At 49.1% G+C, this 12,657-nt stretch carries 8 protein-coding genes and 1 pseudogene; 3 read left to right on the top strand and 6 right to left on the bottom strand.

Annotated features, from left to right (window positions below):
• Positions 1–71: 71 nt before the first annotated feature.
• Entirely contained in the window at positions 72–1,268 is a 1,197-nt protein-coding gene (locus MW046_RS18270; protein WP_247995657.1) for an acyltransferase, read from the bottom strand.
• A 208-nt stretch (positions 1,269–1,476) separates the two neighbouring features.
• On the opposite strand from MW046_RS18270, the gene MW046_RS18265 reads away from it, so the two are divergent.
• A complete protein-coding gene (locus MW046_RS18265) occupies positions 1,477–2,169 on the top strand; it encodes a hypothetical protein (RefSeq protein WP_247995656.1) in 693 nt (230 codons plus the stop codon).
• 118 nt (positions 2,170–2,287) lie between these two features.
• Here the strand turns inward: MW046_RS18265 and MW046_RS18260 are convergent, their stop codons facing one another.
• Positions 2,288–3,343: a pentapeptide repeat-containing protein gene (locus MW046_RS18260; RefSeq protein WP_247995655.1), complete on the bottom strand. Its 1,056-nt coding sequence runs from the start codon at positions 3,341–3,343 to the stop codon at positions 2,288–2,290.
• 838 nt (positions 3,344–4,181) lie between these two features.
• Here MW046_RS18260 and MW046_RS18255 point away from each other — a divergent pair.
• A complete protein-coding gene (locus tag MW046_RS18255) occupies positions 4,182–5,705 on the top strand; it encodes an aldehyde dehydrogenase family protein (protein WP_247995654.1) in 1,524 nt (507 codons plus the stop codon).
• A gap of 309 nt (positions 5,706–6,014) precedes the next feature.
• Here the strand turns inward: MW046_RS18255 and MW046_RS19675 are convergent.
• The 3 genes and pseudogenes from MW046_RS19675 to aceB all read right to left on the bottom strand — a co-directional run.
• A pseudogene (locus tag MW046_RS19675) lies at positions 6,015–6,113 on the bottom strand (fibronectin type III-like domain-contianing protein); the annotation flags it as partial.
• A gap of 119 nt (positions 6,114–6,232) precedes the next feature.
• On the bottom strand, positions 6,233–6,529 hold the full coding sequence (locus tag MW046_RS18250; protein WP_247995653.1) for a hypothetical protein: 297 nt from the start codon (positions 6,527–6,529) through the stop codon (positions 6,233–6,235).
• 339 nt (positions 6,530–6,868) lie between these two features.
• Positions 6,869–8,170 (bottom strand): malate synthase AceB, encoded by a 1,302-nt coding sequence (aceB, locus tag MW046_RS18245; RefSeq protein ID WP_247995885.1) that lies wholly within the window; start codon positions 8,168–8,170, stop codon positions 6,869–6,871.
• A 376-nt stretch (positions 8,171–8,546) separates the two neighbouring features.
• Here aceB and MW046_RS18240 point away from each other — a divergent pair, with 376 nt between their 5' ends.
• On the top strand, positions 8,547–9,365 hold the full coding sequence (locus MW046_RS18240; protein WP_368411449.1) for an IclR family transcriptional regulator: 819 nt from the start codon (positions 8,547–8,549) through the stop codon (positions 9,363–9,365).
• An 821-nt stretch (positions 9,366–10,186) separates the two neighbouring features.
• On the opposite strand, the gene MW046_RS18235 is transcribed toward MW046_RS18240, so the two are convergent.
• Positions 10,187–11,554 carry a beta propeller repeat protein gene (locus MW046_RS18235; RefSeq protein ID WP_247995652.1) on the bottom strand — a complete coding sequence of 456 codons (1,368 nt, stop codon included), beginning with the start codon at positions 11,552–11,554 and terminating at the stop codon, positions 10,187–10,189.
• Between the last annotated feature and the right edge of the window lie 1,103 nt (positions 11,555–12,657).

The following is a 12,657-nucleotide window of genomic DNA, read 5'->3' as shown; positions in this document are numbered from 1 at the left end:
TAGTGTATCGATCAGCTCGACAAACGTATCCAACCCCTCATCATTGAACTCGTTCTCACGGTAGTGGACAATCAGTCCGCTGTGACCTCCCGGTCTGATCTCAACGTTCGTAATCGAGTGCGCACATAACTAAACCACGGAATGTGACTCCCCCCGATTTCGATGATACCCATCTTTGCTATGAGGATGTAGAGGGCCAACGAGAGTACATAGACGAATGGCGTTATGAACAGATGCCACAGAACGGTCGTCCTGAGATCAATACCGATGATCGGTACTATGATGTCGTTCAGAGCCAACAGTACGTTAAACACCGGAAGATGAACGAGATAAACTCCGACAGCGTATTCTCCCAAATCCGGGAGAATGGTTCCTTTGCCCAGATCCGGATTCGAGAGAGCGTAGGCAAAGAGTACGAAAACGAGGGGGACCGTCGAAACGGTGAACTCCGTCCAGTAGATATCCTGCCCGAACGTGAGTCCGTGGATGTGGTAGACGATGATATACTGTTCGAGTAGTTGAATCATCAGGAGGATACAGAATGCTCCGAGATAGAGTCGACTACGGTTCTCGGAGATCGTCCAGTCGGATGACCGAATGTGGAATCCGAGGGCGACATAGAAGAATCCGAAGAAAAGAGCATCTTGAGTTTGATATGAAAAATCAACGATCATCGGATAGTTCTGACTGAGAATGCCGAGAACGTGTGTAACCGTGGCGACGGGTAGAACATAGTGACTCTTCTCGACAGCGACGAACAGCGACACGAAGCAGATAGAGAAGATCAATCCAGTTAGAAACCAGAGGTGAATCGAGATCGCATCACCGTAGTACAGCAGTTGAATCAATGAGTTATCTTCGAATAGATGGGTGAGTAATGCGTCTATTACGTTCTGGTCGTGGATCAGTGCAACACCAACAGTTGCTGCTAATGCGATGAGTATCCCGAACAGATAGAGCGAGCTCAGTTTCTGAACGGAGTATCTCGTGTATGCACTGACATTGGAGTGATCAACTTTCTTCGCGAAAAAATAACCGGAAGTCACGAAGAAGATCGGCACATCGAACTGTCCAATCGTATCCAGTACAAAGAAGACGTACGTTCCATACGTGTCAAATCCTAAGAACGGTGAGACATGTGCTATGACGACAAAAAAGATAGCAATAGCACGTAAACTATCGATACTATAGATACGGTTCGACATAGTTGCCCCTTGTCCGTAGGCATTTATTACTGTTATCAATATACTCCGGATTCGTTTCAGCATCAGTTAGCTAAGCTACAAATACGGTCTTGCTGGCTTTCTTCGAATAGAATGGAGCAGACGTAGCATGAGTTCTGCGGTAGCAGTTGTCGACTGTAGTTGACAGTCGGTTCTCAGTTCTGTATCGAGTCTACCACGATCTCCAATAGTACCGGGAACGATCCGTGAATAGGGGGCATGCTTTTCCGACTCAGCAGTGTATAGAAAGATTATGAGCACCTTTGAGACTCCACAAGAGACTGGGGGATGGTTTGGGCTCTCAAGTCGTGAAGCACGAATTATTGGCGGCGCAAGTGCCCTGATGGTGATCAACGTCCTGTTGATGTACGTCTTCGTCGTGACGCCACTCGCGGCCATCAACAACTACCTGTTCGCAGTTCCGATCATCGGTGTTCTGGTGTACGGCGCAGCGATCATGGGCGGCGAGATCCTCGCAGAGCGAGGTATCCATGGCGATAACATGGGTCTCGCTGTCGTTGGACTGTTGATCCTACAATTCGCCTTTGGAATCTTCGGTGCGGGAATACTCTCGTTTGCACCCCGGGGGAGCCAACCGATGATCCTCGGTGTGACTGCGATCGTCGTTGCGGTACTCACTGCAGTGATTTCGGGCTACGTCTACGCCCGATCGAAGACATTCGAGACCTGGGGGACTGTCGCTAACTACTCGTTTATCGGTGGCATCGTGGCGATCGCGATCGGAACGTTCATCCAGCCCGTCCTGCTCGTCGGCTTCATTCTGATTTTCCTGGGATTCGTACTCCGACTTGGTTGGGAGGTCTGGCAGGTACGTGACGAGCGAAACGCCTCCATCGCTCTACAGACGATCGGCGTCTACATCGCAGTTGCTGGCGTGTTCGTGCATGTCCTCCAGCTAGTTATGCGAGCACTGGCTCGGCGATAGTCCCCGTACCACGAAAGATAGAAATATTATCACTAGGGTTTGTCGGTCAGTTCTGTTTCGACAACGATCCGTTTGTCCGTCATGGAGATGTCGTGCACTGAGTGATTTGGGACATGTATTACCACGTGGCGCTGCGTGCTAAGACGAACACTAGTAACGCCGCAAACAGTGTTCCGAGAATCGCTTCAATCCCAGACAAGAGCTGTGCCCAATAGCCGACTGGTTTGATATCTCCATAGCCAAGCGTAGAAAAGGTAACTACACTGAAGTAGATGCTTTGAAGTAAAACCTCTACAATCCATGATAAAGGGGCAGTTTGTACATGGTCGAATGTATACGTGGTCGATCCCCCATCTCCTGTTATCCGAACCCCTCCAGCCAATGGATATAAAACACCGCATAACAGCATTAATATTATTGATGCTGTAAGAATTCGGTATGGACTCGTTCCATACAACATTATCCACCGTGAAAGCTCATATTTGATCGCATTACCATACTCTCCTTTTTTCCATGCCAGTCGGCGACGAGCGTCCTTCTCTCGTTGATAGCTGTGCCGATTTAACGTTGGAAGTGAGTTATCATGATATATCTCCTGAAGTTCACGATACACCCATGCAGCAGCTTGGAGTGGGTGGGTTTCGTACAGTGTTTCTGGTGTCGCCTCCGTTTCGTACACTGAATACTCACCGAAATCGGTGTCTCTATTCATATACACATCTGAAAATATTGCTCCATTCAGACGGGTTTCGACGAGTGTGGCACTTCGGAGATCCGTATCTGACATAATCGTTCCTTCGAGGTCGCTACCACTGAAATCAGCATATATTGCGTTTGTATATTCGAACCTCGAGAATCGTAGCTGTGCCCCTGAGAAGTCCGTCGCTCGGACATCTGCACGAGTGAAATCGACGTTAACCAATGATACATCACTGAACCAGTCAACATCTCTGAGTTTTGCCCCCTCGAGGTAGGCTCCATCGAGATGCTCTCCGGGATTCGGTTTCAATTCTTTGAGGTCAGTGATCGATTTTCCTGCCTCCCTCGCATGCCAGACACAGCGATCTCGGTCGTTCCAAACAGGTCTATAACAAGTTATTTGAGGTATGTTTTCGTGTATTAATGTAACGTCAGGGTTGTATCCGCATCGGTTATGTGGTGGGTCGCTGGACATCATTAACCACTTATTCGCTTCTCGCTTTAGATATTTTAATCTCCCTCCTTAGAAAATTAGTTTCTATATAATAATTTATAATTAAATGGAGGGGATGCGGTAATGATGTTGGTATAATTATTTATCTATAATTAATGGTCCTTTGTCACTCCCCTACTTGGGAAGTATCGTTCATCATGGACGTGTGAATAAATAAGACCGGCGAGAAGGACCTGCCGACTGTAACGCCATCGTACAGTTACGTAGTGGCATTTCGCAGGTAGAAATTGTTGATCAGAGTTCAAACCTCTCGTGTTCTAGTGGCGGGGTGAGTAGCTGAGACGTCCCTATGACGCTACGTATAAATCATATTAAAAATAATTGTTAGTGTGATCAATAGTTATGTATGCGTTGCTATATCTGACGATAGTAGTCAACGTAGGTTTCTCGTGATCTTACATGTTCTTGGACACTTGTCCCGAACTAAATTGCTGTTTCACTACTTTGTTCCCCCTATTGATCGATGTTCTGCACTTGAGACGGGTGTTCGAGAGTAGACGTTAACCAAGGTTCAAGAATTGATATCGTTATAACTAATCGATCCAGCGGTGCCAGTCGATTCGGTGATGTTCCACCCAGTGACTTCGGCGACATCATATGATTCCAGTGGCACGCTCACCTTCTTGGATATCGAATGATTGCTGAGCCTCAAACTCAACTACTACGCTTGATGTTACATTTGATATTCATAAAAACCCAATAACCAAAATAGTTTATATCTCTACTATATCTCATTATAGTTATTAATAACCATATAAGAAAAACAATTAATACGCATTGTATAATATACCATATTGCGATGTCTACCGATTCGCAGCGATCGACCGAGTCAAAAAGCGCGATCAAACAACGTCACCTCGAAGTAGCTGACGAACTCGTTCCTTCCGATCCCGGCCAACTCTACATCGGTGGTGAATGGAGGGACAGTGACTCCGGTGATACCCTGGATACGCGCGATCCCACGACGGGCAGCGTTCTTGCAGAAGTCCAAGCCGGAGGACCTGTAGATATCGACCGGGCAGTCGATGCCGCCTGGGTAGCCTATCACGAGACGTGGTCGGACTATTCGGTGACTGATAGACAAGCGACGCTTCACGCGATCGCGGACCGAATCGAAGCTCGTGCGGACGACTTCGCGACGATCGAAACCCTCGACAATGGGAAACCAATCTCGGAAGCACGTATCGATATTGACCTCGTAATCGATCATTTCCGATATTTCGCCGGTGCATGCCGTGTTGAAGAAGGAAGGACGCTTCCGAGCGGTCCCGATCACCATATCGAAACGCTCCGAGAGCCGTATGGTGTTGTTGGACAGATCATTCCGTGGAACTTTCCGCTGTTGATGGCTGCTTGGAAGCTCGCCCCAGCGCTTGCAGCCGGTAACACGATCGTTCTGAAACCCGCTGAGGAGACCCCGCTGTCAATCCTTGAGTTGATGCGTGAGATCGACGAGATCCTCCCTGCTGGCGTCATTAACGTCGTCACAGGATACGGTCCAGATGCGGGTGCACCACTTTCCCATCACGATGATATCAGGAAGATAGCCTTTACGGGCTCGACTGAGGTGGGTCGTACTGTGATGAAAAACGCTGCGGACTCGATTACCGATATTACTCTCGAACTCGGCGGTAAAAGTCCACTGATCGTCTATCCGGACGCTGATATCGAAACGGCTGCTGAGGTTGCACGCGTCGGCATGTTCCACAACACGGGAGAGTGTTGTTGTGCAGGAACGCGTCTCTTCGTTCACGAGAATATTAGAGATGAATTCCTCAACGCGTTTATCGACGAAGTCACGTCTCTTACAGTGGGAGATCCACTTCGTGAGGAGACGACTCTTGGACCAAAGGTTACTGACGAACAGGTTCAGCGTACCCTTGAATACATCGAACAGGCGCGAAACTCCGGTGCAGACATTGTAACTGGTGGAGGCGAACCGGACGAAAAAGCACTCTCCGATGGCTGTTTCGTCACTCCAACGGTCATCACTGACATCGACCACGAAAGTCGGGCGGTTCAGGAAGAGATATTCGGTCCGGTTGAGACAGTCTTCGAGTGGTCGGAGTACGATGAGATGATCGACCAGGCAAATGACGTCGATTACGGTCTCGCTGCTGGTGTCATCACATCGGATCTCCAGCAAGCCCACAAGACCGCACGAGACATAGAGGCTGGGAACATCTGGGTAAACACGTACAACGAGTTTCCAGCTGGCCAACCGTTTGGTGGCTATAAACAGTCCGGTATCGGACGTGAAACCGCCGCTGAAACTCTTGAGCACTACACTCAGACGAAAACCATCAACTTCGATCTCAAATGATACCCATTGGCCGGTGATGCTGTAGCATCAAGGATAATCATACGCAGTTCTATATTTCATAATATGAATATCTATAATGTATTAATTTAAATATAGGACTATTGGTAGTAGGGAGGTATGGGTCGACCGTTGAGCGAACAATCCACATTTCTATTCGTATCCCAGTGGTGTGTCCCATCCTGTTCGAAATGACGTTACGACCCCGACTCATGGATGAGGGTCTGTTCCGTGGATCGAATATCCCGTGATAACCGGCCCACTAGTACGTCGAATCGACCGGGATCGGCCACTCCCCCATCGGTATCAGTGTCATAAAAAAGAGAACGCGTTTTCGTCGAACTCGAATTTGATGGTTGTTCGCTCATCAGGCTCTACAGTTACTTTTGTAAACATCTTGAGTTCCCGCGGTGGTCGTGGACGTTGGCATGCTCCTCAGCAACATAGAGCTGAATGATCTCTGTACCTGTCCGTTCGCCAATGTTCTCGACAACTGTTTCACCGCCACTCGGGATTAGTCAATTAATCGGTTATTTGAGGTCACTTGCAGATCGTGATGTGCGAATGACGTGTACGTAGCCCATGCCGAACGCGAACAACGGTTCGATGTCCTGTTCATCGAAGTGGCGGTAGCCCACGACCACTCTCTCTGAGTACTCGGCTACCGGAAAGCCGTTGCCACGATCGACGCCGGAATAGCGTTCTTCGGTCGCTGTCGGGTAGTTCCCACGCTCCTGTCCGAAGGTGATCAGGGTTTTCCGATGGGATTCACATCGCCGAACAATCGATCGGCAGTCGCGTGGCCGTCTTTCAGCCTTGGCCGCCAAATTTCGTATATCGAAAAGGTTAACGAGAATGGGATGACGTACGCCACGGATCCATCGGTCATTTCAAGTCCCGGAATGCTCAGGCGATCGAGGTTTTCTAGCCAGTTTTCGATCGTTATTAGTCGGTATGTGCACTTCTCGAAGCAGGCGGCTCGCAGGCCACAGTCGTATGAAAACGGTACTTCGGTGTGTCGTGGATGGCCACACCGTTTGAGTAGCTTCGTTGAAGTGGTGATTATGATAGTGAGGATGTGGACACTGGGGATCTATCGTTTGGCCACCACCGAGATGTCGTGTTCGGAAACCAGTTATTGGAAAACAGCAGTAACGTGGTCGGCTTTAGTTTCCGACGTCCATCGCGCGGTTAACGATGTCCTCGCTGTAGAGCTCGGCGAGATCGTCGTGCTGGTCTGGTCGGCTCTCGTAGATATCCTGGAAGTAGGTGATTGGCGTCTGGAGGGCCTGATAGGTCGCCTCGTCCCACATTCGGTCTCGACTGATGTCGGTCTCGACGCCGTCGATACTGACGGTGGCCGACTGAGTCATAGCAATGGCTCCTTGGCCTGCCTCCTTAGCAGCCTCGAATTCTTCCATGGAGTCGACAATGTCGTCTAGGCTCGGCACGTAGGACAGTAACCCCAGCAGTTCCTCTTGGAGTGCATCCTCGTCTTCGAGCTCAAGCTGATCACTACCGATCGTGAGGATGTAGCCTTCTCCTGTTTCTTCAAGTGCGATGCGGCTGCCGTTGTAAACCTGGATATCATCCTGCTCCTTGAGTTCGACCTCACGGCCATCCTCATCGATGAGCCAGTAGCCCTCTGTGGGTGGGAGGGGATTCTTGTTCGCCTCGACGACTTGCCCTGGCGTTAGCGACCAGATGCCTAGCTGTCCTTTAGCCTGATTGTTCTGCATGCGCTCGTGGTAGCCTTCGACATCACGGATATCGTCGTACGGCCCATCGATCGCGATAAGACCGGCTGCACTGGCAGCTCGTGAGGTATTGTGGCGCAGTTCGTCCCACGATGGGAGTTCACCCGTCGGGGTGATGGCGCGCATGTCCTTCGTGTAGTCGACCTCGCCGTCGACCAGCAGGAATAACCGTTCAAGGTTGTTCGTGGGCTTGCCCATCTCACCACGTAGTTTCTCCATGGCGAGTTCGGCTGCCCCAGACTCGATAATGACCGACATCGCGAGACTTCCTTCCTTGAGACCGTACTCGTTTTCGACGATGGTGATGAATTCGTCGGCTTTTTTCCAGTCGTCGATACCCCCGACTTCGGGGATGACGAACCCGTCGATGTGCTCAACAGCGCCCTTTTCTGGGTCGGCGATCTCCAGCATATGCTGAAAGCCGCGGTAGCGCGTCTCGGGACTGTCCCGGTGCCAGACGACGCGGGGGTGGATTTCGCCGGGGACGTCTTCGCCCGCCTCGGCGACGACCTCAGTGATGTTTCTGGCGCCTTCGTCGCGCATATTTGGCGCCGTAGCGTCTTCGTTGTCCGGCACCCAAACGTCGGGTGCTTGCATCCCGCGAAGCTGGGACGCGCTGCGCAACATCTTGGCAGTATCGTCTTCTTCGACCGCCGTCGGGGTCGTGAAGAACGTCCGCACGAATTTCCGATCGTGTATCCGCTCGTCGATTGCAGTCATCCTAGTCACTCGGAGTGGCAACTCGAACATTATTAAATGTGGTGAATTAAGATCCGGGAGCACCACTTCACAGGACGATCGCATTACATCGTTGGATTGTAGTATAGAATTATTAATCATTAATAATAAAAGTAGATAATATTGCAGGATCGACGAAGTTGTCTCTTCGCCCAGCGGAATCCTATGGTCCAATGTAGTTGGATCTGATATACACGTCGTGCTGATTGAGTAAAAATATGAATATATCGAGCGGTTTTGTGCCCGTTGGGTATTTCGAGCGTATTCGTGCTGCCTTCGACCTCGTATATGATGAAGTAATATAAATGATACGAACGGTAATCCATGTATAGTAAAAACCAATTTGTGCATGAAGAACAACCGTTTTAACTTCGGATGGTGTATCCAAGATGAAGAATACATGACTACAAAAAACGGAACCAAAGTCAAGACTGCAACAACGACACTACGCGTCGTCGAAGTGCTCCACGAACAGAACGGGAGCACAGTCACAGAAATATCAAAAGAACTTGGCTTATCGAAAAGTACAGTGTACAAACACCTCAAAACTCTTGAAGCAGAGCGATACGTGGTCAAAGAGGATGATGACACGTACTACGTAGGGCTTCCATTTTTGAGTCTTGGAGTACAAGCACGTCGGCGTCGGAGGTTGTATGAGACGGCAAAGCCACAGATACAGGAGTTGGCCCAAGCGTCGAATGAGATGGCGAACCTCCTCGTTGAAGAGCACGGCCGTGGCATCTTCCTCTATAGGTCTGATAGCAATCAAGCAGTCAACCTCGACACGCACGCAGGAAGAGATGTGTATTTACATACGACAGCCATGGGTAAAGCTATCCTCGCATATTTACCTGAAGAACGTGTGATTGAGATCATCGACCAGCATGGGCTTGCTCGGATGACTGAGCACACGATTACTGAGGAGTCCGAACTGTTTGAGGAGTTACGTTCGATTCGAGATCGAGGATGGGCGTACGACAAGGAAGAACGGTTATACGGGCTCTGTTGCATCTCTGCCCCGATAACAGATTCAGACGGAGAAGTACTCGGAGCAATCAGTGTATCGGGTCCACGGAGTAGATTAAACGGTGAACGATTCGAGAAAGAACTTCCGCAGTTGGTCTTAGATGCTCAAAACATCATAGAACTTAATGTATCATATGAATAGGGTATAGATGATAGATACCATATCGAAGGCGTGGAGGGCTCCGTCATCTATGGAAGTTATTTGTGATGTAACGCACCGATCACGTCGGTGACTCAGATAACTTATCAGAACATCTCGAAAAATGATATAAATATGATATTTATGCGGGAGAGTTCAGGTGATCAAGGACGATAGGCAGCTGCGTACTGGCTGTTGCCTTTGAACTGGAGATAATCGACAGGATTCACGTTACTGGGATCGAGCTTTGTCACGAACAGGAGTTTCGTATTCGTAAATATCCTGCGTTAGATCGTGAATTTCATTACATACGTACTGTTGTAACGGACCTTCGGATCGAACTATCCGACAGCAGTGGTTGAATACACTGTGTCACTGTAATCAGCAATCGCATAGGGTCCCTCAGGGACCGTCTCTAGGAAATTCCGTTGGGTAGACGGCTGGGAAAGAACAGAGAAATCCCCCTGTTCGCTACCGAGCAGATTCATTATTACGGTCTCATTAGGAAATCATCCACCTCATAAATATTAAATAATATTATTTATATGAGGATACATCTCTTAGGATAAATCTGGGTCTTATTGCACGATCGGCCTTCGAAGACATGAAAGATATCCACTAAAAACACGCGTTCGTACATACCGAACGGACCGTTGGCCAGTGAATCACACGGGGTAGAGGGCTTGATTGCGTCGAAGATCATCCGTCTGACTCGAATTGAGATGACCACCCTGAGCGCCGACATCTAACATCACTAACACCTCTATTCGCTCCGGAGCGGAGCAAAGCGATGACCGTGGCTTTTAGACGCGGTAAAAACCGATCTATCGATGGCGTTCGATAACCGTCCCATCGGTTCCGGCTGCGACATCAAGGGACGGTGTGCTGTCGTCAGCCCCGATATCGATCCCGTATAAGTCGGCATCGGTCGGTGTTTCGACTGTCTTCCAACCATCCTCAGTGAGCTCGTAAACTGTCCCACCGTCTCCCGTCGTGAGGCCTGTTTCTTCGATAAGATCGATAGCAAAAAGCGCGTTACCGACGTGAAGCCGCGTCCAGACAGCATCGTCGTAGCGGAACACCGAACCATCGTCGCTAGCAACGGCTACCATCGAACCAGTGGCTCCGACGCCGGTGAATGTGGCGTTTGCGTCTTCGATACCGATCCTTTTGTAGCTCTCGCCGCTATCGGTCGTCTCGTAGACGCATTGGTTGGTGTCACAAATATGCCCGTGGTCGCTATCAACAAACGTGATGTTCGAAATGCTTGACCCGCTGCCCGGTTGTTTGATGTTACCCCACGAGACGTTCCCGCTTTCGAATGAACCACTGAGGAGTTCGCCAGAGCCGTTGACGAGGTGAATCCGCTCGTTACCAGTCGCACCAGTGACGGCGATGTCTTCCCACGTGCTCGTCTGATCTCGGGGCGCGGAGTGGTCGGTAAGTCGTCCGTCTTCATAACGTCCGAGTACGCCGCTGTCACCAGTGAACCACACTGTTTTGCCATCCGTAGTGGCGTCGATACCACGAAGGGTGTTCGAATTCGCTGTGGGACCGCGTTCGAGCGCGATCGACCACTCCTCGCCCGCAGTGGTGAGGACGACACCGCCCTCGCCAACTGCATACGCGCCGTTGTTGGTGGAAACGACATCAAGGAGCGTCTCTTCAGTTGGCGTCTCGGCCTCGATCCAGTCGTGTTCGATCTCGGAGTCGATGTTGCGCTGACTGCTAGCGTCGTGTTCGCTACCAACTGTTTTTGAGGTGACGAAATCGGCTACTACCGTATCTTCACCCGTATCGTTTCGCGAGCGTTCCCCCACTCTCGTGGTGGTATCGTCAGCATCTGTCGCGTTGATTGCTCGGGTCGCTGATTTACCACTCACAGCAGAGTCGTCGTAGCGATCGATCTCCATTCCATCTCTATCACTGTGTTTGAGTTTGTCGCTATCGGCGGTTTCGTCGCCCACAACAGAGGGCACGTTCTCCCCCTCCGCAGTGAGGTACAGAAATATTGGCGGGACCACGTAGACTGTGATCGCCAGCAGAATGTATCCGTTGTTGTCGGTGTAACTGGCAAGCCCGATCAGTGCAGTCAGTGCTGCTGCGCTTGCTGCGTGTATCCCAGAACGAGCATACGCTCGGTAATAGGCGAAAAAGCCCTGAGATACGCTATCGTCTGACGAGACAGTCATCAGTGAATGATAGGTCATTAATACGTATTAGCCTTTGCCTTGAATTCATATATTCTATATGATCAATCCTCCGCCATCAGTGCACCTGACTTTTCATGAAAACGTGACAAAATACGACGTTTCTTCATTAACCATTATCTCAATCTATTGTAGCATCTATCTGGCCCAGATAGAATGTAGTTTATTCATTATATAATATTATTATAATTCTAATCACCTCTATTTCTGTAGTGGGGAAGTAGGAAATGAGGGTATTTGGTATCCTCTCGTCAACGAGAGGACAGTCCTGATACCATATAGATTATGTTTCATAGAGCTGTCTCAAGAGATATCGTGGTTCCCAAAATGCTGTATACACTTTGATCTATTATCTCTCTAATCTTATATAACATATAATAGATATATAATTATTATACTAAATTATATTCTGCTAGTCTAATGTGATCCAGTGAATCTAATTAGTCGGCCGTAAATCGTACTTGTTCACTCGGTCATCGAGTGTTCCCGTTACAAGAGTACGTGTGTAATACATCTTCGACTCGCTACCCGCTGTGCGGGTTACAAAAGTACGTATGTAATGCATCTGCGAGCCGCTGTACGATATAGCTCAGTGGTATCAAGTAGAGATAAGATGATGCCGTCTAGCATCCTGTTCGTACTTCTCATCGACTGCATCGTAGATCAAGACAGAGTAGATATAATTATAATATAATGATGGTTGTTCGCATATTCCGAACTCAGGGCCGGCCGACAAACCAATCGTTCAAGTCATATAGAACGACTGGGTATCCATATCCAATATCTTGATAATATATCTAATATTTTTCTGCAAGTTAGTGAAATAAAATGTTATGATGGATATGGATATGTAGTAAAGAGAATGAATTCACGATATGTGAATGATCTTCGGACGTGAATGTGTTATAATGGTCGCACGGAGTCATCTCTGACGCTGTAACACGCAATATATGTAGATCTGACTTTCCTGTCCAGCCCTGTTTGCTCAGGGATTCACACGCTTCATCCAGTGTTTCGGATTCGTCTCTGGCCGAAGAGATGGGTAACTATCCGGTATCCCCATCGTGTGATCAGTCAGTACCAGG

Source organism: Halocatena salina (assembly GCF_023115355.1).
In the GTDB taxonomy this organism is placed as follows: Archaea; Halobacteriota; Halobacteria; order Halobacteriales; family Haloarculaceae; genus Halocatena; species Halocatena salina.
The sequence above is the reverse complement of the archived record's forward strand: the minus strand, read 5'-3'. Positions and strand labels throughout refer to the sequence as shown.

Coding starts and splice junctions, on each gene's coding strand:
- MW046_RS18270 (WP_247995657.1), bottom strand. CDS start 1,268: ATGCTGAAACGAATCCGGAGTATATTGATAACAGTAATAAATGCCTAC.
- MW046_RS18260 (WP_247995655.1), bottom strand. CDS start 3,343: ATGTCCAGCGACCCACCACATAACCGATGCGGATACAACCCTGACGTT.
- MW046_RS18255 (WP_247995654.1), top strand. CDS start 4,182: ATGTCTACCGATTCGCAGCGATCGACCGAGTCAAAAAGCGCGATCAAA.
- MW046_RS18265 (WP_247995656.1), top strand. CDS start 1,477: ATGAGCACCTTTGAGACTCCACAAGAGACTGGGGGATGGTTTGGGCTC.
- MW046_RS18240 (WP_368411449.1), top strand. CDS start 8,547: ATGAAGAACAACCGTTTTAACTTCGGATGGTGTATCCAAGATGAAGAA.
- MW046_RS18235 (WP_247995652.1), bottom strand. CDS start 11,554: ATGACTGTCTCGTCAGACGATAGCGTATCTCAGGGCTTTTTCGCCTAT.